Here is a 26,781-nt window from a genome sequence, read left to right on the forward strand (position 1 = left end):
ACTAGTTTTCTACTTTTTGAGGAACATAAGCATTGCTACCACGTTTTGCTTTTATTTCATTCCAAGCAGCGATAGCATCAGCTTTTGATTTTCCTTTATTATGTGGATCTTCGAAAAAGTCACGAGTAAAACGATTGTATTCAAACTACGCGCTGATCGTTGTTTTATATGTAGGGTCTTTTTTACGTTCGTTTTCTTCATACCAAAATGTTATCGCGTCTTCATATGTTTTTCCAACATTCTCTTTAAAAAACTTTTGAAGAGCTACTGTAAAGCGGAAGTTTGCTCCAATTTTTTCTTTGAAAAAAGCACGAACATCTTCGCTACAGCGGTGATTGTTAGTAATAATCGTTTGAAGAGAAAGTTCTTTATAAGAGAGGGAAGTTTTACTCATCTTTTGACCAGAGCTGTTTTTTAATATTTTACCAGTATATAAATAATGTGAGATACGCTCGGTTATTTCAATCTTAGAGCCACTAGCTGGTAACCCATGCTCACGACAAAATGTTTGCAGTTCTGCTTTTAACCAATAATAGTTTTGGAAATCTTCAAGTGATATAGACTTTGTTAAAGGTGGACGCATGAATGTAACAACTTCTTTCTTCCATAATTTTCTTTAATTATAAAACATATGTTCTTTTTGTGGAAGGATTAATTTGTAAATATAACAGGAAGAGGAGATTACATATGGAAAATGTAATGCAAGTTCGTGTTACCGGAATTTTAATTGAAGATGAAAAGGTATTGCTAGTAAAGCAAAAAGTTGCTAATCGGAATTGGTCTTTACCTGGAGGAAGAGCAGAGAATGGCGAAACGTTAGAGGAAGCAATGATTCGAGAAATGAGAGAAGAGACAGGGTTAGAAGTTAACATTCAGAAGCTACTCTATGTTTGTGATAAACCAGATGAACGCCCGTCTTTATTACATATAACGTTTTTGCTTGAAAGGATTGAAGGTGAAATTACGCTACCTTCTAACGAGTTCGATCATAATCCGATTCATGATGTGCAAATGGTACCGATTAACGAATTAAGTCATTATGGTTTTTCGGAAACTTTTATAAAACTGGTAAATAAAGGTTTTGTGAATGCAGGGAGTTACCAAGGATTGAAACGAAATATTGGCTTGTAAATATAGAGGAAGGATAGCTAGTAGCTATCCTTCGCAAAAATCTTTTACACTGCTGACTGTAAAGAAGAAACAAGTTGATTTAAAAACTCTTCTCCGGTCATAACCGCTTTCCCGCCGCCACGAGCACTTTTTTTATTTCCGCCACCTTTTCCTTCAATTGCAGGAAGTGCATCTTTTAAAAGAGCATTCATATCAAACGTGACTGTTTTTCCGCAAGCAAGAATACATTGTAATTTGTCCTCGTTTTCAATAACAAAATATGTAATGGCATGTTCTTGTTGTTCTGTAATAATAGCGGATAGTTTTGCGATTTCTTGCATAGAACGATTTGTAAACACTTTAGAAATAAGTATGCTAGCATGTATTTTGACAGGCTGTTGAAGTAGTTCATTTGCCTCTGTATATAATAATTTTTCATTCATTGTTTGTATTGTTTTTTCGTTTTCTTTTTGAGAAGTAAGCAGTTGTGCTACTTTTGCTGGAATATCACTCTCGCTACTGTTTAATTGTTTGGAAACATCCTTCATAATTTGTTGTTGTTGCCCTATTACTTTAAGTGTGCGCCAGCCAGCGATAAACGTTAGTCGTATGCCACCTTTATTGCGTTCCCAGCTAAGAACTTGAATAGGACCTACTTCACCAGTACGTTTCGGGTGTGTTCCGCCACAGCCGTTATAATCAAAGTTTTCGATCATAACAATGCGTATATTTTCTGTCATATTCGGTTCTTTACGAAGAGGTAATGTTTTCGCTTCTTCTAAGTCCATCCACTCTATACGGATTGGATGGTTTTCAAAAACTATATTGTTTGCAATTTGTACTGCTTTTTCAACTGTTTCTGTATGCAGATTTTCTGTTTCTAAATCGATTGTTACCGTTTCTCTACCAAGATGGAATCCAATCGTAGGTATGTTAAAATAATCCCAAAAGGAAGCAGATAAAATATGCTGAGCCGCATGTTGTTGCATATGATCAAAACGGCGCTCCCAATTGATTTTACCTTCTACTTCTTCTGTATGTAATTGTTCTACAATGAAGTGGCGAATTTCTCCATCTATCTCTTCTACATTGATTACATCGATGTCATTTAATGTGCCAGTATCATACGGTTGTCCGCCACCTGTCGGATAAAATGCCGTTTCGTTTAAAACAACGTATAAGTGCCCGTCTTTATCATAATCTTGCTTTATAATTTTAGTAGTAAAGTCCTTTTTATAAGCGTCAGTGTAATATAATTTTTGTACCAATTTTCTTTCCCCTTTCATGTTCACTAGTTTCATTGTAAAACAATTGAAATTAGTTTCCTAATATTTCAGAAGAAAGAAACTTTTTTTGGAATTTTCTTGCTATAATAAGAAAAAGAAAATGCGGGGGTGGAATGAATATGTTATATGAAAACGGCGTAGATAAACTGCTTAGTTTAAGCAAAAATATTTCTGAATTGTATCGAGAATTAAACGAAATGACCCGGATTTTAACGGATTGTAACCGTGAAAGTGTGAAGTTTGATCGGTTATATGTAAAAGAGGTACTGTGGAAGAAAGAAGATGTAATAGAGAAATATGACGAGCTGCTTGTACAACTTTGTATAAATGAATGCTTTGATCTAAAAAGTGTCATTACAGGGGAATATAAGTATACATATGAAGAAGTAGAAAACATCGTTTTACAATTTAATGAAAAGTATAATGTCGCAATTTTAATTAAAGATGTTTGTAAAGAATTACAGTTTACATATGGCATAGATATGGATATAACGAGAACAGCTCGAGTATCAACAGCTCAAGTATAAAAAGGGAAAAGAAAGCAAATCCTTTGCTTTCTTTTTTTATGTGATAACAGGGAGAGTAGGTTTTTAAGATGAAGGGGAAGTTACAAAATATTCATCCGTTAGGAATGACAATTATAATAGGGACTTTATTTGCGAGGTTTGCCACGTCAATGAGTATTCCTTTTTTAGCAATTTATTTAACGACTGTTAAAGGTGTATCAGCTGGAATGACGGGTGCTATTATTGGAACGAGTGCACTTGTTGGAGTGTTTGCTAGTTTTATCGGAGGGAATTTATCTGATCGATTTGGTCGAAATATGATTCTAATATGGTCCATGATTGTTTGGGTGTTTGTATTCATAGGATTTTCACTTGCAGATCATGTTTTAAGTTTCTTTTTATTAAATGCTTTGAATGGATTATGTAGGTCCTTTTTTGAACCGACGTCAAGAGCATTATTATCAGATTTAACGAAACCAGAGTATCGTTTACTCGTATATAATTTGCGTTACGGTGCAATCAATGTTGGAGTAGCGATTGGGCCACTTGTCGGATTACAAATCGGAAGCGCAAAATCAACAATTCCTTTTTTAGTAGCAGCGGGAGTATATATTCTATATACAGCTATATTAGCATTCCAATTTAAGAAGTATCCAATTGAAAAAAAGAAAGTAAATATAGAAAAGCCTGTAACAATGTTAAATGCAATTCGCATTTTGCGAAAGGATGTTGTATTTTTAGTTGCGTTAGTTGGTATTATTTTGAGTAATTGTGGTTTTTCTCACTTAACGACGACAGTATCACAATATTTTGCAAATGCACATATATTCCAGGATGGAGTGAAATTATTTTCATATATGTTAGCATTAAATGCGATTGTTGTAGTCGTAATTCAATATCCTGTTATTCAAATGTGTAAAAAGTATACACCATTAGCATCCATTATGGTTGGAACTTTATTTGTGAGCGGGGGATTATTTGGATTTGGAATAGTAGAATCTATGCTAGGTGCTGCTATTTGCACAATTATTTTTACAATTGGAGAAGTCTTAATGTTTTCGATGACGGATGTATTTATTGATGATATAGCTGTTGCGCATCTAAAAGGAACGTACTTTGGAGCAATGGGCTTTTCAGGAATTGGAGCAGTAATAGGTCCATGGTTTGGGGGAGTACTTCTCGATTATTACGGGTACCAAAATGGATTTGTAGTATTTTCAGCGTTAGCTATATTTTCAACTGTAGCATTTCCTGTACTTTTAATTACGAAAGGTTTATTGAAAAAAAGGCATGGTGCAAATTGTAATTTAGAATTACATGCGAAATAAAATAAGCCCCAGTCATCTGCTGGGGCTTATTTTTGTATTTATCCCGTTATTAACGGGTAGTAAAACTCCTGTTGATTAAAGTTTTACTTTATTTTAATTCTCAATTTGAAAAAGAACTTTTTCTTCATGTTTATGAGCAACTTCGTTTTTGGAAATATGAATGGCTAAATATCCATTCTCTAAGCAGGCTAGCATCTTCTTATAAATAATATTATCGGGTAAAGGAATGATTCTCTGCAAAGAAATATTTTTATGAAGTATGCAAATGTTTAGGCCTGTCTTCATCTTTTTAATGACTACATTTTGTTCTTTTACATTTGGTACATCTGTTTCCAAAATGTATTCTTGTTCCGTTTCACAAAGGTCAATATGAATTTGATTTGGGAAACTAAAGTTGCTACAAGAATCAGAACAAAACTGATCCATCCATTCTTCGAAACCATCAACATGAAAAAGACAATCCTTCTTTTTCTTGCCCATGTAAGACACCCTCCGTAAAATCTCAATTCATACTATGTTATGCATGAATGAAGTAGGGGTGAAGAATAAATGGAAAAATATAAACATTGTATGTGGAAAAGGTAGCTAGTGTGCATTTTTTGTTTTACATATCATGATGTGCATGATGTTTTTGACGTGAATGGTTACGGTTTTTTACTTTATGAGATCCGCTTAATGGTTCGGGTTGTCCTTTTTTTTCTTTCGCTTCACGATTGTTTTTGCCCATTGTATGTGACACCTCCTCTTTCTCTTTAGAATGAGAGAAGTTTGCAAATTTATACGAGAATGTTTTTAGAAAAAAAGGTAAAGATAATTGGGACTAACTATTATGGAAAGGGGATTATATAATGCCATATCATAAAGATAAGCAGCAAGCTTTTCAAGCAGCGCAGCAAGGAGTTACACAAGCAGAAAATGCATTTAACAACATTGTAAAAAATGATCCAAACTACGGTCATGATTTAAAAGAATTACGCCAAGAGGTTCAGGAAGCCTATGAACAGATTCAAAATGCACTAGAAGTAGCTTCGGAAACACAACGCCCACAACTTGAGCAATACGAAAATAATCTTCAAAATATTATGCAGCATGTAGATCAATTAGAAAAGTAAATGATGTTGTTGTGTATTCGACAACCTCTTACTTTAACGAATATTATGCGAAAACAGAAAATTTTTCTACTCGTTTTTTCTTTATTATGCGCAGTACATATATTTCAAGTTGAAAAAGTGGAAGCGAAAATGTTGCTCAGAAAAGAGCTAGAACCAACTGGCTATGTAACATGGGAAGTACCTAATAATGAAAAGATTATTGCTATTACATTTGATGATGGGCCGGATCCAACTTATACACCACAAATTTTAAATTTATTGCGCCAATATAAAGCAGAAGCGACATTTTTTATGATTGGATTTCGAGTTCAGCGTAATCCATATTTAGTGAAACAAGTGTTAAAAGAGGGGCATGAAATTGGAAATCATACGATGAACCATTTGTATGCGAGTAATTCATCAGATGAAAAATTAGAAAATGATATTTTAGATGGAAAGAAATTTTTCGAAAAATGGGTGAAAGAACCTTTACTCTTCCGTCCACCTGGTGGATATATTAACGATGCTGTATTTAAAACAGCGAAAGAAGCTGGTTATCAAACTGTTCTATGGTCGTGGCATCAAGATCCACGTGATTGGGCAAATCCAGGGGTTGAATCCATTGTAAATCATGTAGTGAAACATGCTAAAAGTGGTGATATAGTATTGCTACATGATGGAGGAAATAATCGTAGTCAAACAGTAGCAGCGCTAGCAAAAATATTACCTGAACTGAAAAAGCAGGGCTATCGATTTGTAACGGTTTCGGAATTGTTACGTTATAAACATTAGAAAAAATCCCAAAAGGTGAATGCTCCTTTTGGGATTTTTCGTTACTGGTTCTTTTTGCGTTTCTTATTATTTTGTCGTTCTGCAGCAGTTAAGTTTTCATTTGCAAACTCTTCGTTATAACCAGCACCTTGTCCTTGTGCAGATGCTGCATTCATTCCTGAAATAGTATGATTTGCTTTTCTTTTACCCATTTTATTTCACCTCTATAACTTTTTTGTAAGTTGCATGATGAGCAGTTCATAGTATGTATGAACTGTAAAGAAAGCGCTAATAGAGCACTTTACTTTATGGTAATAGTATTCATAAGGAACATGAACACTATTCAAATTTAGAAACATAAAGAAAACTTATGATAATCTATAAGTTTCTTATTATTTACTTATTTAGAAAGTTGTAATAAGATATTATCGTAAGGTATTGAAAAGTTTGTCTACATTTTATATTCAGACAACTTAGTCACGTTTAACAGGGGGGAAACATAATGGTCAAACATAATCCATTTCAATCACGTGCAACTTTTGAAGTAGATGGAAAAACGTATCATTATTATGATTTGAAAGCGCTTGAAAATGCAGGGGTTGGCAACGTATCTCAATTACCATATTCCGTGAAAGTTTTACTTGAATCAGTACTTCGTCAAGTAGACGGACGTGTAATTACAGAAGAGCATGTTACAAATTTAGCGAAATGGGGAACGAAAGATGTGCAAGATATCGATGTTCCATTTAAACCATCTCGTGTAATTTTACAAGATTTCACTGGTGTTCCAGCTGTTGTAGATTTGGCTTCGCTTCGTAAAGCAATGGCAGACATGGGTGGGGATCCTGATAAAATCAATCCAGAAATTACTGTAGACCTTGTAATTGACCACTCTGTACAGGTTGATAGAGCGGGTACGGCAGACGCGCTTGCATTCAACATGGACTTAGAGTTTAAACGTAATGAAGAACGTTATAAATTTTTAAGCTGGGCACAAAAATCATTTGATAACTACCGTGCAGTTCCGCCAGCTACAGGTATTGTACACCAAGTAAACCTTGAATATTTAGCACCAGTCGTTCACGCGGTAAAAAATGCTGAAGGTGACTTAGTTGCATACCCAGATTCATTAGTTGGAACAGACTCACATACAACAATGATTAACGGTATCGGCGTTCTTGGATGGGGCGTTGGTGGTATTGAAGCAGAAGCAGGAATGCTTGGACAGCCTTCATACTTCCCAGTACCTGAAGTAATCGGTGTGAAATTAACTGGTACACTTCCAAGTGGTACTACAGCAACAGACGTTGCATTAAAAGTAACACAAGTATTACGTCAAAAAGGTGTAGTTGGTAAATTCGTTGAGTTCTTCGGTAATGGACTAAAGAGCATGCCTTTAGCTGACCGTGCAACAATTTCAAATATGGCACCAGAATACGGCGCAACTTGTGGATTCTTCCCAATCGACGAAATTTCATTAGAATACTTACGTTTAACAGGTAGAGATGAAGAGCAAATTCGCGTTGTTGAAGAATACTGTAAAGCAAACGGCTTATTCTATACAGCAGACAGCAAAGATCCGATTTACACTGATCTTGTTGAAATTGATTTAAATACAATTGAATCTAACCTTTCTGGACCGAAACGCCCACAAGATTTAATTCCACTTTCAGATATGAAAGATGCGTTCCACAAAGCTGTTGTAGCACCAGTTGGAACACAAGGACTTGGATTTAATGAGCAAGAGTTCGATAAAGAAGTGAAGGTTACATTAGAAGATAAAGAAGTAACGATGAAAACAGGTGCAATCGCAATCGCTGCAATTACAAGCTGTACAAATACATCAAACCCATACGTATTAATTGGGGCAGGTTTAGTTGCGAAGAAAGCAATTGAAAAAGGACTTAAAGTACCTGAGTACGTAAAAACATCATTAGCACCAGGATCTAAAGTTGTTACTGAATACTTAGATAAATCAGGTTTAACAACGTATTTAGACCAATTAGGTTTCCAAACAGTTGGTTACGGCTGTACGACTTGTATCGGTAACTCTGGTCCATTAGCGCCAGAATTAGAAGAAGCAATCGCAGCAAACGACTTACTAGTAACATCTGTTTTATCTGGTAACCGTAACTTTGAAGGTCGTATTCACCCACTTGTAAAAGCAAACTATTTAGCATCACCACCACTTGTTGTGGCATATGCACTTGCAGGTACTGTTGATATTGACCTGAAAAATGATGAAATCGGTAAAGATGCAAATGGTAATGCTGTTTACTTCAACGATATTTGGCCATCAGCTAAAGAAATTGAAGATGTAGTCCAAAGTGTTGTTACATCTGAACTGTTCAAGAAAGAATATGCACAAGTATTTAATAGCAATGAGCGTTGGAATGAAATCCAAACTTCAAACGAAGCTTTATATACTTGGGATAATGATTCAACATACATTCAAAACCCACCATTCTTTGAAGGTTTATCTAAAGAGCCAGGTGAAGTTGAAACGTTATCAGGCTTACGCGTAGTTGGTAAATTTGGTGACTCTGTAACGACAGACCACATTTCACCAGCAGGTTCAATCGGTAAGCACACACCAGCTGGACGCTATTTATTAGAAAACGGCGTACAACCAGTTGACTTCAACTCTTACGGTTCTCGTCGTGGTAACCATGAAGTTATGATGCGTGGTACATTCGCGAATATCCGTATTAAAAACCAAATCGCACCAGGAACAGAAGGCGGATATACAACATACTGGCCAACTGGTGAAGTAACATCTATCTATGATGCTGCTATGAAATATAAAGAAGATGGCACAGGCCTTCTAGTTGTTGCTGGTAAAGATTACGGTATGGGAAGTTCTCGTGACTGGGCTGCAAAAGGTACAAACTTATTAGGTATTAAAGCAGTAATTGCAGAAAGCTTCGAACGTATCCACCGCAGTAACTTAGTATTAATGGGTGTATTACCACTTCAATTTAAAGATGGCGAAAGCGCTGAAACATTAGGTCTTGTTGGTAACGAGTCGTATGAAATTCAAATCGACAAAACAGTTAGACCACGCGATCTTGTAAAAGTAGTTGCAACTGATGCAGATGGCAACGAAAAACAATTTGAAGTAGTAGCTCGTTTCGATAGTGAAGTGGAAATTGACTACTACCGTCACGGTGGTATCTTACAAATGGTTCTTCGTGAGAAAATTGAGGAGTCTAAAGTGTCGAACTAAACAATTGAAATGAATGATAAGGAAGCTAACAACTGTTAGCTTCCTTATTTTATGGAAAGGGATGAAACCAAATGGTTTCATCCCTTTCTTTTTGCTATAAAAAATGGAGGGAATGTCATGAAAGAATTTAAAAGAATTTTGTTACCGTTACAGAAAGAAAAAATATTAGTAATAGCAGCTGTATGCAGTGGGATTTTTGCAGCTATTTTAAATCTATCCCGTCCACTATTCATGGGACTAATTGTAGATAACCTAATTCAACGAGAGCTGAAGGGAGCGTATTTTTACATTACTTTGTTTACAGTTACCCGCTTATTGATGTGGGTGAACAATCTTTCATTTGATTATGTAAGCTCAAAAGCGAGCCAGCGAATATTACGAGAGAAGCGTATAGATGTATTGCGCCATTTTTTCCTATTACCGTTTGAAGAGAGTGAGAAAATCAAACAAGGAGAGCTAGAAACGTTAGTCGTATCTGATATTCCGAACTGGGTCAGGTTATATGGTTCTATATTAATAGAATATATACACGCCATTGCGCAATTTATCGGTGCGATCATAGCACTACAACATATAGATATACAGTTTATATTGTGGGTAACTCCATTTTTATTTTTAAGTGCAATGGTTCCGATGCTTTTAGGGAAAAAGGTAAGAAATATTGCCAGTATTGCTCAAAAAAATCAATCAACTGTTGTAGAGATGATGTCACAATTTGTAAAAGGAGCACAAGATTTACGTAGTTTACAAAAAGAAAAATGGGCCATTCGCTTATTTAAAGGAGTAACGGCACAATCTTATAAATCGGAAGTAAAGAAGACGATGATGCAACATTGCATTGGAGTAGTTGGAACGGTGATGGAAACAGGAGCATATATCGTTGTTCTCATTATAGGTGCGCAAAAAATAATGAAAGGGGAAATGGAAGTTGGTTCACTTGTTGCCGTGTTAGCGACAATTGAAATGCTCTTTTTCCCTGTCCATTATGTGGGCGATTTGTTAATGATGACACAAGTTGCAGTCGCTTCGGCAAATAGAATTTTTTCTTTTTTAGATAGACGAGTGACAAATGGTAATCGAGAAAGAGCGATGGGGATAACGGTAACAAATGTTTCATTTCAGGAGAATGATGAAGAGAAATACAGAATTCATAATATTGATTTGCAAATTACTCCAGGTGAACTCGTTATGATTTTAGGAGAAAGTGGTGCAGGAAAAACGACGCTTTTAAAATTAATGACAGGTTTGTATAAACCATCTAACGGTAGCATTGTTTATTATGGTCAGAAGGCTCGTATGACTACAGTGTGGCAAGAACCTCATTTTTTTCGGACGACAGTAAAAGAGAATATGTATTTCGGGGAGGAGTATTTAGAAAATGATTTAGAAAAAAATATTGAACTTATAAATGTGAAGCCGATAATTAGAGATTTACCTAAGGGGATTCAAACTGTACTACATAAAAGTGGAGAAGAGTTTTCGGGAGGAGAAAGAAAACGGCTTGCATTATTGCGAGCAATAGGTTCAAATCCGAATTTTATTATTTTAGATGAACCGACTGCTGGATTAGATCCGAGCAATCAAGAAATTGTTTGGGATATGATAGAAGGGCTGGGAGGTGAGGTCACGAGAATTGTGGCGACACATGATGTAGAGAAAGTAATACTAGCAGATCGTGTTGTCATAATGAAAGAAGGTAGTATTGTTGCATGTGGAAGTCCTGAAAAATTAATATATAGTCATTCATTTTTTAAGAAATGTGAACAAGGATAAGGGCACTGCTCTTATCCTTATTCAGCATCATTAATTTGATACTCAATAGATTCTGAATGATTCAGATCAACGTTAAAGGTAGCAGTCACAAGGAAAGTGGCAATTCCAAGAATTAAGAAAAGGACGAATGAGACTAGAGAGACGTAGAGACAAATGCGTCCTACTTTCTTTTTTTCAAGATCTTTACTAAAGAGTGAAATGATCCATGTAATAATACCGACTGGGTATAAAAGAAAACTAAGAATATATAATGTTGTTTTTTCGAATGAATTCATAAACAATCCCCCTTTTGTTGTAGGGTTATAACTATGAGAGGAAAAAGGTGAATGGGTCCATAAGAAGATAAGCAACACTTTATCTGTTTTTCTAATTATATGATAAAAAGGAAAAAAACGCACTTTAAATAAGAATATTCTAATTATTTCGACTGTGAATATTTCCAAGCTTGTCCGTATAAGCTAAAATAAGGTATATAGTATTTTGATAAATATGTTAAAAGAAGATAAATACGTTAGGGTGATATAAAATGTGGCGGAAGCTTACGATTATTGTAGTGTTACTTTGTTTAGCGGGATATGCAGCTTATGAACAGTTTGGTAAAAACGATCAAGTGGTCCAAGGGGAGCGCACAAAAAGTGAAGCTGCTATGAAAGAGATGATTGCAAGTAATGGTATTGAAATAGGGAAGAGTGCGCCGGACTTTGAATTAACGAAGTTAGATGGAACGAATGTAAAGTTATCGGATTTAAAAGGAAAGAAAGTGATTTTAAACTTTTGGGCAACTTGGTGTGGGCCTTGCCAGCAAGAAATGCCAGATATGGAGGCTTTCTATAAAGAGCATAAAGAAAATGTAGAAATTTTAGCAATAAATTATACGCCTTCAGAAAAAGGTGGGGGGATAGAAAAGGTAAGTAATTTTGCAAAGGAAAAAGGAATTACTTTTCCTATTTTATTGGACAAGAACATTGATGTAACAACAGCGTATAAAGTCATTACGATCCCAACTTCGTATTTTATAGATACAAAAGGTGTCATTCAAGATAAGTTTATTGGACCGATGACACAAAAAGAAATGGAGAAACGGATTGCTAAATTAAAATAACAGTGAAAAGGTAGAGATGGAATATAATCATTTCTGCCTTTTCTTTTTCACGTAGTGAAAGCTTCATGATATGATAAAAGAAATATAAACGTTGAGAGATAAAGGAGTGTATTTGGAGTGGGGAATATATCCTTACCGTTAGATTATGTTGTAATTGACTTTGAAACAACAGGATTTAACCCTTATAATGATAAAATTATTCAAGTCGCAGCAGTGAAATATCGTAATCATGAACTAGTAGATCAATTTGTTTCCTATGTGAATCCAGAGCGTTCAATTCCGGACCGAATAACGAGTTTAACAGGTATTACAAATTATCGTGTTTCGGATGCACCGACGATTGAAGAAGTGTTACCTTTATTTTTAGCATTTTTACATACAAATGTAATTGTCGCTCATAATGCATCTTTTGATATGCGCTTTTTGAAAAGTAATGTGAATATGCTTGGTTTACCGGAACCGAAAAATAAAGTGATTGATACTGTATTTTTAGCGAAGAAATATATGAAACACGCTCCTAATCATAAACTTGAAACGTTAAAGCGAATGCTTGGAATTCGTTTAAGTTCTCATAATGCATTTGATGATTGTATTACTTGTGCAGCAGTTTATCAAAAATGTGCCTCTATTGAAGAAGAGGCGAAAAGGAAATCGAATACAGAAGTACTTGATGAAACAGCAGTATATGAAGCGGTAAAAGAGATACTTGTACGAAATAAACGTGATATTGAATGGATTCGTTGCATGAATGTAGGAAGCTATTTAGATATAAAAGCTTTTTATCCAGTTATGAGATTAAAGGTAAAAGGGCGAAAGAAATACGTATTAACAGACATATTAGAAGATGATGTGAAAGAAATATGTACGAGTTTAGCCTGTGAACCGGCGTTAAAAAGTGAAGTTGGTAATACGAGAATTATGCTGAATAGCTTAGAGGACGTCCTGAAATTAGAAAGTTATATTTTAGAACAGTATGATTTCGTACTGCAAGCGCTGCATGATTATAAACAAAGTGAAATGAATGCAGATGAAAAGTTAAAAGAGTATTTAAATATTATGGTATGAAAAACTCCGTGTACGTTTTATTGTACACGGAGTTTTTTTAGGAGTATTAAAACATAAAATTTTCTTGCAAATCTGATTAAAGAGTTTTTCCTTTGCTCATACTATGTATAGTAAGAATGAGAAGGAGAGAGGGTGAACAGCATGAGAAGAAGTCGTCGCAAATCATTTGACGAGCTTGTGAAAGAAAATAAACAACAATTATTAAGCGATCGCGATGCAATCGATCGCATTGAAGAGCGTATTGAAAAACGTTATGAAATGAAACTTTTTAAGCAAGCTGAATAATTCTTAACACTAGTACGATACTACTGTTAAGGAGGCGATAGTAATGGGTAATCCGAAAAAGAATTCAAAAGACTTTGTACCGAATCATATTGGAACACAATCAAAAAAAGCTGGTGGCAATAAAGGGAAGCAAATGCAAGACCAAACGGGTAAACAACCGATTGTTGATAACGGTTAAAAAGGGAGAATGTTATCATTCTTCTTTTTGTGATGAGTAAAAAAGGGCTGACTTATGTCAGCCCTTTTTCGTAATCGTAAAATTTTCAACGAGTAAACGCCAATTTTGTGGGAATGGTAAACCGATCTTCCAATAACTAATACCGCCAATGCCTTGTTCTTTCATTAAGTTGAATTTACTTTGAATAGATCTCGCATCTTCAAACCAAACTTCGTGTTGTACGCCGTTTTCGTCAAAGTAATTGAAATGAGGAGCTTGAGCTGTGAAATCATAGCGGATAGGAACATTGTATTTACGAGCTAATGCAACAGCTGCGACAGAACTAACTGCTTTTGCAGGTGGATTTCCTTGTTTGAACGGAAGTTTCCAATCGAATCCGTATAAATTTTGTCCCATCATAATTTTTTGTGGCGGCATTTGAGATTTTGCGTATTGAAGTACTTCTTTTACAGGACCGATAGGAGAAATTGCCATCGGTGGTCCGCCTTGCCAACCCCAGTCGTATGTCATAATAACGACGAAATCAACAATTTGTCCTTGTGCTTTATAATCGTGAGCTTCAAAAAATTTTCCTTTTTGGTTTGAACTTGTTTTCGGTACTAGCGTTGTACTCAATGTGTATCCGTTAGGTAAACGGGTTTTCACATTACGTAAAAAGCGATTATACGCCTCTCGGTCTTCAGGAGCTACACTCTCGAAATCAAAATGAATGTCTCGCATACCGTACTTCTCAGCAGTTTGCAAAATGTTTGTAATAAATTTATTTTGAATCGTTGCATCACGTAAAATAACGGATGTTAGATCGGCACTAAAGTTTCCATTTTCAATATTTGTAATAACGAGCATAGGAATGGTGTTTCCTTGCGTTGCAATATTAGCAATTTTAGCTGTTTCAGTTGGTTCTTTTAACGTACCATCTCTTTTTGCCTCGAAACTGAAGTAGGCTAAGTATGTTAAAAATGGATTAATAGCACGTGTAGCATTAACTAAACTTTCTTTAATGGGGATAGTTGAAGGTTGTAAATAAGCGATGGATTCTACTGCTCGTTTCGTCCCTTTTGGAATATATAATTGCTGGCCAACATGGAGAATGGATTTTAAAGATAAATTATTCACTTTAGCTAAACTAGCGAGAGGAACGTTATATGTTTGAGAGATTCGATATAAGCTATCGCCAGGCTGTACATAATAATTATTTCCTTTCGTATTCACAATTAGTGCCTGACCAACAACGAGTGTTTCAGCTGGATTTAGTCCATTGTCCTTTACTATTTCGTCAGGTGTGGATCCGTATTTTGATGCCAAGCTATATACGCTATCCCCGCTACGAACCGTTACAATTTGAATCATATGCTTGCTCCTTTCGGTAAAAGATTCACTGTTTTTATTTTATTTTTGCTTCCGCTGTATTATGATTAAATGTATGCAAGGCAGCAGAAGTGAAAGAAGGGAATACATATGTTTGTAGCAGAACATGAAGTTGAAATCCGTTATGCGGAAACAGATCAAATGGGTGTTGTTTACCATTCAAACTATTTGGTGTGGCTTGAATTAGGTCGCACGAAACTTATACAAGATTTAGGGTTTTCATATGTTGAAATGGAGAAGGAAGGAATTATTTCTCCTGTTTTAGATTTGCAAATTTCTTATCGTAAAGCGATGCGCTACGGGGAAAAAGCAATTGTAAAAACGTGGGTTGATACAGTGAGCCCGCTTCGCGTTGTATATGGATATGAAATTTATAATGGTGATGGCGAACTTTGTATTACTGCAAGTACGACAAATATTTGTGCGAAAAAAGAAGGGTTCAGGCCTGTATCATTTAAAAAGTTCTATCCTGAGTGGTATGCGAAATATGAGGAAATTAAGAAAAAATAAAAAAACGTGGCGGAAGCCACGTTTTTTTATTTTTCATAATTAAATTGCGGGAAATCATCACCGTCGTTAAATGTAACAACTAAATTATGTCCATCGAAGAACCACTCATCATCGCTTTCAATAAAGAAGTTAATATCTTCTTCTTGAATTTGCACAGCAGGATGTGCAGGATCATCTTTACGAATACCTAAAGAAAGTCCTTTTTGCACAGTACTGCAACCACCGTATTGTACGAAAAAGCGTAGTGTTTCACCTGATTGTAAGTTTAATTCGTTTTTATACCATTGTGCTGCTTCTTTTGTTACGGAAAGATTCATGTATAGTTCCTCCAAATTATGTTGCTTTTTCTTTAGTATAAAAAATAACGCAAAAAGACGCTATTAATATGCTTCACGTTTTCTTTTTGCGTTATGTGGGTTACGATCTTATTTTTGCTTTTTTGAAAAGTTTGCTTTCGGCTCAGTTTTATTTATAATTCGTCCAATATTTGCACGGTGTTTATAAATAACGATACCTGCTAATAAACACATCGCAATAATGAAGATTTTATCCCCGTTAACAATTGATGCGATAACAGCAACGACAGCTGTTATCATAGAAGAAAGTGATACGTATCTTGTTGTGAATAAAAGGCTGAAAAAGACAACAGCTAATATTGCAAAAACAACTGGTGAGTAGCATAATAGCACGCCAGCAGAAGTTGCAACGGCTTTACCACCACGGAATTTCGCGAAAATCGGATATACATGTCCAAGAACAGCTGCTAATCCGAACCATAGTGGATGAACATCTAACCCGAAAATCATCGGTAGACTTGTTGCTAATGTACCTTTTAAAATGTCAGCAATTGTAACGATAAAACCTGCTTTTTTCCCTAGTGTGCGGAATGTATTTGTTCCGCCTAAATTACCGCTTCCGTGCTCACGAATGTCAATTCCATAACCAATCTTTCCAACGACTAGTGCAAATGGAATCGAGCCAAGTAAGTAGGCAACGATAAATAAAAGATATGTAGTAACCATAAGTTCAGTCTCCTTTATTCAAATGTGTTGATAAAGGGTAAAAAGAGTTTTTCCCGTATATTGTACCATACATTTGTAAAGAGCACATTTCTTTTTTGTAAATGAAAAATTCATTATTTCGTGCAAAAAATTTCACAGGAATGTTACATTTCTCACAGAAACAATAAGACTATATGTAGTAACATTTTAATCAAAAGACAACAACATATTGGTGGAGGGTTATAAATGTTACAAAAAAATACACGTGGAGAAGAATTAATGAGAATATTTGAGACAATAGTCCACGGCAATGAACAAGATTTAATGCAAGAAAATGCAAATGTAGACGGCCGCTCTCCGATGGGAGTAATGGGAACGTTCGCATCTGAGAGTGCAAAATATTATGCTGTTGAAAATTTATTGTCAGATCAAGTGAAAAAAGCGATAAATGAAAATATATTATATCCACATGATTTAGATTTTTATGCGACAGGAACGACGACTTGTTCACAAATTCCGTTAGCGCAAATGCTTGCGAACGGTTTTCATACCGGACATGGACATATGAGACAACCGCAAGACATTAAAAGTGCATTAGCTCTTTCATCTATTATTTTTCAAGCGAATCAAAATATGCAGCACGGTGGTCAATCGTTTGCACTCTTTGATGTTGATTTAGCTCCATATGTGAGAAAAACAGTAGAGAGACATAAGAAACGATTACAGTCATATCCGCTTACGAAAGAACAAATAGAAGAATTTGCGTGGAAAGAAACAGAAAATGATACGTATCAGGCTTGTGAGGCTTTCATTCATAATTCAAATAGTATGCATAGTAGGGGCGGCGGGCAAGTCCCGTTTATTTCTATTAATTATGGAACAGACACATCAAAAGAAGGACGGTTATTAGTTAGAAAGCTTTTAAAAGCGACACAAGCTGGTCTTGGTAAAGGAGAAACACCAATTTTTCCTATTCAAATTTTTAAAATGAAAAAAGGTGTGAACTTTGAAGAAAGTGATCCGAACTATGATTTATTTGAATTAGCGTTAGAGACAACGGCTGAACGATTATTCCCTAACTTTTCATTTTTAGATGCGCCATTTAATGCTGTGCATTATGATGGAAGACCGGAAAGTGAAGTATGTTACATGGGATGTCGTACTCGTGTTATGTCGAACATACATGGAGAAGAAACGGCGATTGGAAGAGGGAATTTATCATTTACATCTATTAATTTAGTGAAATTAGCGTTAATTAGTGGTTCAAAAGAAGCGTTTTTTGAAGCGTTAAATTATTATTTAGATGTAGGAATCCAGCAATTATTAGAGCGATTTGAGTATCAATGTACGAAGCGAGCAAGAGATTTCCGATTTTTATATTCACAAGGTGTATGGCGCGGTGGAGAAAAGTTACAGCCTGAAGATTCTGTAGCAGCCATTTTAAAGCAAGGGACATTAAGTCTTGGTTTTATCGGTCTTGCGGAGTGTTTAGTAGCTTTAACAGGAAAGCATCACGGAGAAGATGAAGAATCATGGAAACTCGGGTATGAAATTATTTCCTTTATGAGAGATAGAATGGATAAAGCGACAGAAGAACATGAACTGAATTTCTCAGTCATTGCAACTCCTGCAGAAGGGTTATCAGGAAAGTTTGTGAAAAAAGATAGGGAAGAATTTGGCGTGATTAGCGGTATAACAAACCATAATTATTATACGAATTCATTCCATATCCCAGTTTATTATAACATGCAAGCGATAAATAAAATTCGTTTAGAAGGACCTTTCCACGCTCTATGTAACGGGGGACATATTACGTATATTGAACTAGACGGAGCAGCAATGCATAATAAACTGGCATTAAAACAAATAGTGCAAGCGATGGCAGAACATGGCGTTGGATACGGTTCTATTAATCATCCTGTTGACCGTTGTAAGTGCTGTAGTTATCACGGGGTTATTGGAAATGAATGTCCGAGCTGCGGAAATGAAGATGAGGCTAATATAGAAAGAATTCGCCGTATAACAGGTTATCTTGTAGGAGATATGTCGAAGTGGAATAGTGCGAAACGTAGTGAAGAGATGGATCGGGTGAAACATAAATGAAAGTGATGAACATTATTCATGATAGTGTAGTAGATGGAGAAGGGTTGCGGACAGTCGTGTTTTTTGCGGGCTGTCCGCATCGTTGTTTCGGTTGCCATAATCCGAAATCGTGGAATATTTGTAATGGAACTGAAATGACAGTAGAAGAAATTGTGAAAGAGATTGCAAGTAATCCATTAACTGATGTAACATTTTCAGGTGGAGATCCATTTTTCCAAGCTGCTGAAGTGAAAAAAGTAGCAAAAATCGTGAAAGATTTGAAAAAAAATCTATGGATGTATACAGGTTATACGTTAGAAGAGATACAGAGTTCTCAAAATAATGATATGATAGAGTTGTTACATTATGGGGATGTTTTAGTCGATGGAAGATTTGAAATCGAGAAAAAAGATTTAACACTTCCATTTCGCGGAAGCTCCAATCAACGTATTATTCGATTGAAAGAGTAAAAAGGCGGGATAGATTATTATGAATAAAACAGTATTGCTTGTTGAAGATGAAAGAAGATTACGTGAAATTGTTAGCGATTATTTTCGCAATGAAGGCTTTGAAGTAATCGAAGCAGAAGACGGAAAAAAAGCGTTAGAATTATTTGCAGAGCATGAAATTGATTTAATTATGTTAGATATTATGTTACCAGAAATAGATGGATGGTCTGTTTGTAGACGAATTAGAAAAGAATCAGCAGTACCAATTATTATGCTAACAGCACGTTCGGATGAGGATGATACATTACTAGGATTTGAATTAGGTGCAGATGAATATGTAACGAAACCTTTCAGCCCGAAAGTGTTAGTAGCTCGCGCGAAGACGTTACTGAAACGTGCGGATGGCGTGGTAGGAGTAGCTGAAGAAAATGCTATGTCTTTAGCTGGAATAGAAGTGAATCGTCTATCTAGAACTGTTTTAGTAGATGGAGAAGAAATTATATTAACACATAAAGAATTTGAACTTCTCGTTTATTTAATGGAGAACAAAGGAATTGTGTTGTCACGTCAACATTTATTAGATCAGTTATGGGGATATGACTATTACGGCGATGACCGAACGGTTGATACTCATATTAAAAAACTACGGAATAAGCTAGGAGATAAGGCGAAGCATATCGGTACTGTTATTCGTGTTGGTTATAAATTTGAAGAATAACTCGGAACGTATTGTGTGCTTCACTCTAGGAAAATAACAATTTTATATCCTCTTTTGCAGGTAGAATGTACAAAAAATACTTTTTTTGTCTACAATGTTAGATAAGTGTATTTTTTTAATTGGATTTCACGATGAGTTCACAAGAAGGACACAAAACGTGACTATACTAAAAATACGAATTCACCAGAGAGGGGAAGTAAACATGGGATATTACGACGGACCAAATTTAAATGAAGAGCATAGTGAAACGAGAGAAGTGAGAAAATCAAGCAGTAAAAAAGGTTATTTTTTCACAGGTTTAGTCGGAGCTGTAGTTGGGGCTGTTTCAATTAGTTTTGCAGCACCGTATATGCCATGGGCTCAAAATAATGGAGCGCCAGTATCATCATTCAGCTCGGATTCAAAAGTAGAAGGTACTGTAGTTCCTGTTGTCAATAAAGCAAAAAATGAAACGGACTTACCTGGTATGATTGAAGGCGCGAAAGATGTTGTTGTAGGTGTTATTAATATGCAACAAAGTATTGATCCATTTGCAATGCAACCGACGGGTCAAGAACAACAAGCTGGTTCAGGATCAGGTGTTATTTATAAAAAGGCAGGAAATAAAGCATATATTGTAACGAACAATCATGTAGTAGATGGTGCAAATAAACTTGCTGTAAAACTGAGTGATGGCAAGAAGGTAGATGCGAAGCTTGTAGGGAAAGACCCTTGGCTAGATTTAGCTGTTGTTGAAATTGATGGTGCTAATGTAAATAAAGTTGCCACTTTAGGTGATTCTAGTAAAATCCGTGCGGGTGAAAAAGCAATTGCAATCGGTAACCCACTAGGATTTGATGGAAGTGTAACGGAAGGTATTATTAGTAGTAAAGAACGTGAAATTCCAGTAGATATCGATGGTGATAAGCGTGCAGATTGGAATGCTCAAGTTATTCAAACAGATGCAGCGATTAACCCTGGTAATAGTGGTGGAGCGTTATTTAATCAAAACGGTGAAATAATTGGAATTAATTCAAGTAAAATTGCACAACAAGAAGTTGAAGGAATTGGATTTGCTATTCCAATTAACATCGCAAAGCCAGTTATTGAGTCACTTGAAAAAGACGGAGTAGTAAAACGTCCAGCGCTTGGAGTAGGTGTTGTTTCATTAGAAGATGTGCAAGCTTATGCAGTAAATCAATTGAAAGTACCGAAAGACGTAACAAACGGCGTTGTATTAGGTAAAATTTACCCAATATCACCTGCTGAAAAAGCTGGTTTAGAACAATATGATATTGTAGTAGCATTAGATAATCAAAAAGTAGAAAATTCACTTCAATTCCGTAAATATTTATATGAAAAGAAAAAAGTAGGCGAGAAAGTAGAAGTTACATTCTATCGTAACGGTCAAAAAATGACGAAAACAGCTACTTTAGCAGATAACTCAGCTACAAAGAATCAATAATCGGAATAAAAGAAAGTCTCTTTCATATTGAAAGAGACTTTCTTTATCGGCTATACTAAAGGAATAGGAGGGATAATTTATGACAATTGAAAACCCAACTCGTACGGAAATTGGTGAAGTATTAAAGAAAAGCAAAACGATTGCAGTTGTTGGTTTATCGGATAAGCCAGAACGTACATCGTATATGGTTTCAAAAGCAATGCAAGATGCTGGATACCGCATTATTCCAGTTAACCCAACAGTAGATGAGGTGCTTGGAGAAAAGGCAGTTGCTTCACTAAAGGATATTAAGGAACACGTTGACATTGTAAATGTATTTCGTCGCTCAGAGTTTTTAATGGATGTTGCAAAAGAATTTGTAGAGATTGATGCAGATGTTTTTTGGGCACAATTAGGAGTACAAGATGAAGATACATACAAACTTTTAAAAGAAAAAGACTATACTGTAATAATGGATCGTTGTATAAAAGTAGAACATGCGATGACAAAATAGTATAGATTGTAAAGGTAGGAAGATTGCTTCAGCCCTCATGATAATAAGTGGGGCCGATGAACGAGGTGTTCATCATGAGATTTTTTAAAGGCTGTTTTTGGGGATTGTTACTTGTAATCCCGTTTTGGATCTTGATCATTTGGATCATAATAAAGGTTTGGAATGTGTAATCTTGGAATACATATCCATTTCTCGTTGACAAACGATTATTTTTCTGAAATAGTAGCCTAGAGGAATCCTTGTGAAAAAACAAGGATTTTTCTATTGAAAATGGTATATAAAAGAGATAAGATAACTTGCCAAAACTATAGTCGAGGCGTTATTCTATAATAGAAACATATGTTCTGATTTTGGATTAGGAAAGGGGCAAGGAGTTTGGCGAAGCATCAGTTCCAATATAATGAAGATGCGATTCAAGTGTTAGAAGGACTTGAAGCCGTTCGAAAACGCCCGGGTATGTATATCGGGAGCACGGACAGCCGTGGATTGCATCATTTAGTATACGAAATAGTAGATAACTCCGTTGATGAAGCGTTAGCGGGATTTGGCGACGAAATTTCTGTCGTAATACATAAAGATAATAGTATTAGCGTTATAGATAAAGGGCGAGGAATGCCTACGGGAATGCATAAGCTTGGAAAACCTACACCAGAAGTTATTTTAACTGTACTTCATGCCGGTGGTAAGTTTGGTCAAGGTGGTTACAAAACGAGTGGTGGTTTACACGGTGTTGGGGCATCAGTTGTAAACGCCTTATCTGAATGGTTAGTCGTAACGATTAAGCGTGACGGAAATATTTATGAACAACGCTTTGAAAATGGCGGTGTTCCTGTAACGACGCTTGAGAAAATCGGAAAGACGAAAGAATCTGGTACGACAATGCATTTCAAACCAGATACAACGATTTTCAGCACAACAAATTACAATTATGAAACATTATGTGAGAGATTACGTGAATCTGCATTCTTATTAAAAGGGATGAAAATCTCAATAAAAGATGAAAGAAATGATTTAGAAGATGTCTTTCATTATGAAACAGGAATTGAAGCCTTCGTTTCCTATTTAAACGAAGAAAAAGATTCAATTCACCCAGTTGTATACTTCACTGGTGAACAAAATGGGATTGAAGCAGAACTAGCATTTCAATTTAACGATGGCTACTCAGAAAATATTCTTTCGTTTGTAAATAATGTACGTACAAAAGATGGTGGAACACATGAAGCTGGATTTAAGACAGCGATGACGCGTGTGTTCAATGAGTATGCTCGCAAAGTTTCACTATTAAAAGAAAAAGATAAAAACTTAGAAGGTACAGATATTCGTGAAGGTGTAGCGGCTATCGTTTCTGTACGTGTACCAGAAGAAGTACTTCAGTTTGAAGGACAAACAAAAGGGAAACTAGGTACAAGTGAAGCTCGTTCTTCAATTGATGCCATTGTATCAGAGCATTTAGCTTACTTTTTAGAAGAAAACCCGGACGTAGCCACACTTCTTGTGAGAAAAGCAATTAAAGCAGCGCAAGCACGTGAAGCCGCTCGTAAAGCGAGAGAGGAAGCGCGTACTGGTAAAAAGAAAAAGAAATCAGAAGGTACATTAAGTGGTAAGTTAACACCTGCACAATCACGTAACCCGCAGAAAAATGAACTATACCTAGTAGAGGGTGACTCTGCCGGTGGTTCTGCCAAACAAGGGCGAGATCGACGCTTCCAAGCGGTATTACCGTTACGTGGTAAAGTAATTAATACAGAAAAAGCAAAGCTTGCTGATATCTTTAAAAATGAAGAGATTAATACAATTATTTATGCGATTGGCGGCGGTGTAGGCAATGAATTCGATGTGGAAGACATTAACTACGATAAAGTTGTAATCATGACCGATGCAGATACAGACGGGGCGCATATTCAAGTCTTGTTATTAACATTCTTCTACAGATATATGAAACCACTTATCGAAGCTGGTAAAGTGTTTATCGCACTTCCTCCTTTATACAAAGTAAGTAAAGGAAAAGGAAAAAGTGAAGTAATTGAATACGCATGGTCAGATGATGAATTAGATGAAGTAACGAAAAAAGTTGGAAAAGGTTACATGTTACAGCGTTATAAAGGACTTGGCGAAATGAATGCGGATCAATTATGGGAAACAACGATGAATCCTGAAACACGTACATTAATTCGCGTGAAAATTGATGATGCAGCAAGAGCAGAGCGCCGCGTTACAACATTAATGGGTGATAAAGTAGAACCGCGCCGTAAATGGATTGAGCGTAATGTACAGTTTGGTATGCAAGAAGAAGGAAATATTTTAGAAAATGAAATGATTATGGAGACGGAGGTGGAATAACATGCAAGCAGAGAAGTTTCATGACCTCCCGCTTGAAGACGTGTTAGGTGATCGCTTTGCACGTTATAGTAAATATATTATTCAAGATCGCGCGCTTCCAGATGCGCGTGACGGCTTAAAACCAGTACAAAGACGTATTTTATATTCTATGTATGTAGAAGGAAACGTACACGATAAAGCGTTCCGTAAGTCAGCTAAAACAGTCGGTAACGTTATTGGTAATTATCATCCGCATGGTGATTCCTCTGTATATGAGGCGATGGTACGTTTAAGCCAAACTTGGAAAGTACGTAATGTTTTAGTTGAGATGCATGGTAATAATGGTAGTGTTGACGGGGATCCAGCAGCAGCAATGCGTTATACGGAAGCCCGATTATCACCAATTGCATCTGAGTTATTACGTGATCTTGATAAAGAAACAGTAGAATTCGTATCAAACTTTGATGATACGAGTGAAGAACCAGTTGTTTTACCAGCAGCGTTTCCGAACTTATTAGTGAACGGATCTACAGGGATTTCCGCTGGTTATGCAACAGAAATTCCACCGCATCATCTTGGAGAAGTTATTGATGCTACAATGATGCGTATCGATAAGCCAAATAGTACTGTTGACGATTTATTAACAGTTATGAAAGGACCAGATTTCCCAACAGGCGGTATTATTCAGGGGATTGATGGTATTAAAAAGGCGTATGAAACAGGTAAAGGTAAAATTATTATTCGCGGAAAAGCAGAGGTTGAAACGGTTCGTGGCGGGAAACAGCAAATCGTAATTACTGAAATTCCATACGAAGTAAATAAAGCAAACCTTGTTAAGAAAATGGATGAGTTACGTCTAGATAAAAAATTAGATGGCATTGCTGAAGTACGTGATGAGACAGATCGTACAGGTCTTCGCATTGTCGTAGAGTTAAAAAAAGAAGCAAATTCTGAAGGTATTTTAAATTATTTATATAAAAATACAGATTTACAAATTCCATATAACTTTAATATGGTAGCGATTAATAATCGTCGTCCAACGCTTATGACATTACCGAAAATTTTAGATGCATATATTGGCCATCAAAAAGAAGTTGTTACGAGACGTTCACAATATGAATTACGAAAGGCAGAAAATCGTCAACATATTGTAGAAGGTTTAAAGAAAGCATTATCGATTTTAGACCAAGTTATTGAAACGATTCGTGCTTCAAAAGATAAGCGTAATGCAAAAGATAATTTAAGTGCGAAATTTGGTTTTACAGAAGCGCAAGCGGAAGCAATTGTATCCTTGCAATTATATCGTTTAACGAATACAGATATTACAGCGCTACAACAAGAGGCAGATGAGCTTAATAAGAAAATTATTGAGCTACAGGCAATTTTACAAAGTGAAAAAAGATTACTTCAAGTAATTAAAACAGATTTAAAGAGAGTTAAGAAAACATATAGTGATGATCGACGCGCGATTATTGAAGATCAAATCGAGGAAATTAAAATCGATGTAGAAGTGATGATCCCACAAGAAGATGTCATCGTTACTGTAACGAAAGAAGGATATGTGAAACGTACTGGATGGCGCTCACATAATGCCTCAAATGGCAAAGACTTCGGTATGAAAGAGGGTGACATCTTACTTGAACGATTCGATACGAATACGACAGAGACAGTCCTCTTATTTACGAATAAAGGAAACTATATATATCTGCCAGTATACGAAATGCCAGATATTCGTTGGAAAGATTTGGGACAGCACGTTGCTAATATCGTTTCACTTGATCGGGATGAAACGATTATTTGGGCAACTGTCGTACCGAACTTTGAGGAAGAAAAGCGATTTATCATATTTGTAACAAAGAACGGTATGATTAAGAAGACAGAATTAAACCAATATAAAGTACAGCGTTACTCTAGAGCATTCGTTGCTGTAAACTTGAAAAAAGATGATGAAGTTGTTGATATATTTGCGACAGATGGAACGAGTGATATCGTTCTTGCTACACACGGTGCATATGCACTTATTTTCCATGAAGATGAAGTAAGTCCAGTCGGTGTAAGAGCCGCTGGTGTGAAAGCAATTAATTTAAAAGAAGATGACTATGTCGCTTCTGGTAAACCATTAAATGCTGATAAAGATCAACTTATTCTCGTAACGCAGCGCGGTGCTGTAAAACGTCTAAAAGCATCAGAAATTGAGAAATCAACGAGGGCGAAGCGAGGTCTTGTTATTTTCAAAGAATTAAAACGTAATCCATACCGCATTGTCGGTATTGAAATCGTTCGAGACGATGAACTAGTTTATATGAAGACAGAGAAACATATCGTAGAAGAAATTGATCCGAAAGCGTATCGAAATAAAGACCGGTATAGTAACGGTAGTTTAGTGCTAGATGTTAACGATACTGGTGAAGTTATTGAAACGTGGACGAAAAAAAGACCGGAATAAAAAAAGCATCTTGCCATGAATAATGGCAAGATGCTTTTTTCTAGGCAATTTAGTATGAATCTTGTTATAATAACTGAATGAAATCGTTCTCATATAGTGAAAGTTTAATCAGTGGGGGTCTTGTTGCCCACAAATAGCGGGACAAATGGAGGTAATAACAGTAAATAAGAATCTATAAAAAACTATAAAAATTTACAATTACAGGTTTTATATTTTACAGAATTCAACCT

General features: G+C 35.9%; 27 protein-coding genes and 1 pseudogene. 19 read left to right on the top strand and 9 right to left on the bottom strand.

Going from position 1 to position 26,781, the window contains the following annotated elements; all coding sequences use genetic code 11:
* Position 1 precedes the first annotated feature (1 nt).
* Positions 2–583 (bottom strand): annotated as a pseudogene (locus tag FH036_RS22890) (DUF6434 domain-containing protein).
* A 104-nt stretch (positions 584–687) separates the two neighbouring features.
* Between FH036_RS22890 and FH036_RS22895 the strand changes: the two are divergent.
* Positions 688–1,131 (top strand): NUDIX hydrolase, encoded by a 444-nt coding sequence (locus tag FH036_RS22895; protein WP_139896252.1) that lies wholly within the window; start codon positions 688–690, stop codon positions 1,129–1,131.
* 44 nt (positions 1,132–1,175) lie between these two features.
* On the opposite strand, the gene FH036_RS22900 is transcribed toward FH036_RS22895, so the two are convergent.
* Positions 1,176–2,378: an alanyl-tRNA editing protein gene (locus FH036_RS22900; RefSeq protein ID WP_180358394.1), complete on the bottom strand. Its 1,203-nt coding sequence runs from the start codon at positions 2,376–2,378 to the stop codon at positions 1,176–1,178.
* 137 nt (positions 2,379–2,515) lie between these two features.
* On the opposite strand from FH036_RS22900, the gene FH036_RS22905 reads away from it, so the two are divergent.
* Positions 2,516–2,923: a hypothetical protein gene (locus FH036_RS22905; protein ID WP_000965137.1), complete on the top strand. Its 408-nt coding sequence runs from the start codon at positions 2,516–2,518 to the stop codon at positions 2,921–2,923.
* Between the two features lie 68 nt (positions 2,924–2,991).
* Positions 2,992–4,230, top strand: coding sequence for an MDR family MFS transporter (locus tag FH036_RS22910; protein ID WP_139896254.1), 1,239 nt, complete (start codon positions 2,992–2,994; stop codon positions 4,228–4,230).
* Positions 4,231–4,323: 93 nt separating this feature from the next.
* On the opposite strand, the gene FH036_RS22915 is transcribed toward FH036_RS22910, so the two are convergent.
* On the bottom strand, positions 4,324–4,710 hold the full coding sequence (locus FH036_RS22915; RefSeq protein ID WP_000516732.1) for an Hsp20/alpha crystallin family protein: 387 nt from the start codon (positions 4,708–4,710) through the stop codon (positions 4,324–4,326).
* Positions 4,711–4,834: 124 nt separating this feature from the next.
* Positions 4,835–4,957 (bottom strand): small acid-soluble spore protein P, encoded by a 123-nt coding sequence (locus FH036_RS22920; protein ID WP_000517649.1) that lies wholly within the window; start codon positions 4,955–4,957, stop codon positions 4,835–4,837.
* A 121-nt stretch (positions 4,958–5,078) separates the two neighbouring features.
* Here FH036_RS22920 and FH036_RS22925 point away from each other — a divergent pair, with 121 nt between their 5' ends.
* Complete coding sequence (locus FH036_RS22925; protein ID WP_001146294.1) at positions 5,079–5,342, top strand: hypothetical protein; 264 nt, start codon at positions 5,079–5,081, stop codon at positions 5,340–5,342.
* A 45-nt stretch (positions 5,343–5,387) separates the two neighbouring features.
* Complete coding sequence (gene pdaB, locus FH036_RS22930) at positions 5,388–6,113, top strand: polysaccharide deacetylase family sporulation protein PdaB (RefSeq protein WP_002022108.1); 726 nt, start codon at positions 5,388–5,390, stop codon at positions 6,111–6,113.
* A 41-nt stretch (positions 6,114–6,154) separates the two neighbouring features.
* On the opposite strand, the gene sspO is transcribed toward pdaB, so the two are convergent.
* A complete protein-coding gene (gene sspO / locus FH036_RS22935; protein ID WP_000518051.1) occupies positions 6,155–6,304 on the bottom strand; it encodes an acid-soluble spore protein SspO in 150 nt (49 codons plus the stop codon).
* Between the two features lie 290 nt (positions 6,305–6,594).
* Between sspO and acnA the strand changes: the two genes are divergently transcribed.
* A complete protein-coding gene (gene acnA / locus FH036_RS22940) occupies positions 6,595–9,318 on the top strand; it encodes an aconitate hydratase AcnA (RefSeq protein ID WP_044793409.1) in 2,724 nt (907 codons plus the stop codon).
* A gap of 51 nt (positions 9,319–9,369) precedes the next feature.
* Positions 9,370–11,091 carry an ABC transporter ATP-binding protein gene (locus FH036_RS22945; RefSeq protein ID WP_139896255.1) on the top strand — a complete coding sequence of 574 codons (1,722 nt, stop codon included), beginning with the start codon at positions 9,370–9,372 and terminating at the stop codon, positions 11,089–11,091.
* Between the two features lie 17 nt (positions 11,092–11,108).
* Here the strand turns inward: FH036_RS22945 and FH036_RS22950 are convergent, their stop codons facing one another.
* Positions 11,109–11,366, bottom strand: a complete 258-nt coding sequence (locus tag FH036_RS22950; protein WP_044793406.1) for a hypothetical protein — start codon at positions 11,364–11,366, stop codon at positions 11,109–11,111.
* Positions 11,367–11,617: 251 nt separating this feature from the next.
* Here FH036_RS22950 and FH036_RS22955 point away from each other — a divergent pair, with 251 nt between their 5' ends.
* From FH036_RS22955 to sspN, 4 genes are all read left to right on the top strand, one after another.
* Positions 11,618–12,193, top strand: coding sequence for a TlpA family protein disulfide reductase (locus tag FH036_RS22955; RefSeq protein ID WP_000269071.1), 576 nt, complete (start codon positions 11,618–11,620; stop codon positions 12,191–12,193).
* Between the two features lie 117 nt (positions 12,194–12,310).
* The gene (locus FH036_RS22965; protein ID WP_000526916.1) at positions 12,311–13,258 is read left to right on the top strand and encodes a 3'-5' exonuclease; all 948 of its coding nucleotides are present in this window, start codon (positions 12,311–12,313) and stop codon (positions 13,256–13,258) included.
* 141 nt (positions 13,259–13,399) lie between these two features.
* On the top strand, positions 13,400–13,543 hold the full coding sequence (locus FH036_RS22970; RefSeq protein ID WP_001254697.1) for an FbpB family small basic protein: 144 nt from the start codon (positions 13,400–13,402) through the stop codon (positions 13,541–13,543).
* Between the two features lie 43 nt (positions 13,544–13,586).
* Positions 13,587–13,721: an acid-soluble spore protein SspN gene (sspN, locus tag FH036_RS22975; RefSeq protein WP_000527989.1), complete on the top strand. Its 135-nt coding sequence runs from the start codon at positions 13,587–13,589 to the stop codon at positions 13,719–13,721.
* A gap of 57 nt (positions 13,722–13,778) precedes the next feature.
* Here sspN and FH036_RS22980 read toward each other — a convergent pair whose 3' ends face one another.
* Positions 13,779–15,071, bottom strand: coding sequence for a glycoside hydrolase family 18 protein (locus tag FH036_RS22980; protein WP_000614837.1), 1,293 nt, complete (start codon positions 15,069–15,071; stop codon positions 13,779–13,781).
* 108 nt (positions 15,072–15,179) lie between these two features.
* Here FH036_RS22980 and FH036_RS22985 point away from each other — a divergent pair, with 108 nt between their 5' ends.
* A complete protein-coding gene (locus tag FH036_RS22985; protein WP_000495810.1) occupies positions 15,180–15,599 on the top strand; it encodes an acyl-CoA thioesterase in 420 nt (139 codons plus the stop codon).
* A gap of 26 nt (positions 15,600–15,625) precedes the next feature.
* Here the strand turns inward: FH036_RS22985 and FH036_RS22990 are convergent, their stop codons facing one another.
* Both FH036_RS22990 and plsY read right to left on the bottom strand, forming a co-directional pair.
* On the bottom strand, positions 15,626–15,916 hold the full coding sequence (locus FH036_RS22990; protein ID WP_001054442.1) for a HesB/YadR/YfhF family protein: 291 nt from the start codon (positions 15,914–15,916) through the stop codon (positions 15,626–15,628).
* 108 nt (positions 15,917–16,024) lie between these two features.
* Complete coding sequence (gene plsY, locus FH036_RS22995; protein ID WP_139896256.1) at positions 16,025–16,621, bottom strand: glycerol-3-phosphate 1-O-acyltransferase PlsY; 597 nt, start codon at positions 16,619–16,621, stop codon at positions 16,025–16,027.
* A gap of 225 nt (positions 16,622–16,846) precedes the next feature.
* On the opposite strand from plsY, the gene FH036_RS23000 reads away from it, so the two are divergent.
* The 7 genes from FH036_RS23000 (at position 16,847) to parC (ending at position 26,551) form a co-directional block, all read left to right on the top strand.
* Positions 16,847–18,703: an anaerobic ribonucleoside triphosphate reductase gene (locus FH036_RS23000; RefSeq protein ID WP_139896257.1), complete on the top strand. Its 1,857-nt coding sequence runs from the start codon at positions 16,847–16,849 to the stop codon at positions 18,701–18,703.
* Positions 18,700–19,152, top strand: a complete 453-nt coding sequence (nrdG, locus tag FH036_RS23005) for an anaerobic ribonucleoside-triphosphate reductase activating protein (protein WP_000867063.1) — start codon at positions 18,700–18,702, stop codon at positions 19,150–19,152. Before FH036_RS23000 ends, nrdG begins: the two co-directional genes overlap by 4 nt.
* Before the next feature lie 19 nt (positions 19,153–19,171).
* Positions 19,172–19,849 (top strand): response regulator transcription factor, encoded by a 678-nt coding sequence (locus FH036_RS23010; RefSeq protein ID WP_001044683.1) that lies wholly within the window; start codon positions 19,172–19,174, stop codon positions 19,847–19,849.
* A gap of 202 nt (positions 19,850–20,051) precedes the next feature.
* Positions 20,052–21,293: a S1C family serine protease gene (locus FH036_RS23015; RefSeq protein WP_044793400.1), complete on the top strand. Its 1,242-nt coding sequence runs from the start codon at positions 20,052–20,054 to the stop codon at positions 21,291–21,293.
* Between the two features lie 79 nt (positions 21,294–21,372).
* On the top strand, positions 21,373–21,786 hold the full coding sequence (locus tag FH036_RS23020) for a CoA-binding protein (RefSeq protein WP_000151382.1): 414 nt from the start codon (positions 21,373–21,375) through the stop codon (positions 21,784–21,786).
* A gap of 375 nt (positions 21,787–22,161) precedes the next feature.
* Positions 22,162–24,126, top strand: a complete 1,965-nt coding sequence (gene parE, locus FH036_RS23025) for a DNA topoisomerase IV subunit B (RefSeq protein WP_001062205.1) — start codon at positions 22,162–22,164, stop codon at positions 24,124–24,126.
* 1 nt (position 24,127) lies between these two features.
* Positions 24,128–26,551, top strand: coding sequence for a DNA topoisomerase IV subunit A (parC, locus tag FH036_RS23030; RefSeq protein ID WP_044793397.1), 2,424 nt, complete (start codon positions 24,128–24,130; stop codon positions 26,549–26,551).
* Positions 26,552–26,781: the final 230 nt, after the last annotated feature.

Origin of the sequence: Bacillus sp. CD3-5 (genome assembly GCF_006349665.1) — a bacterium.
Classification (GTDB): Bacteria; Bacillota; Bacilli; order Bacillales; family Bacillaceae_G; genus Bacillus_A; species Bacillus_A paranthracis.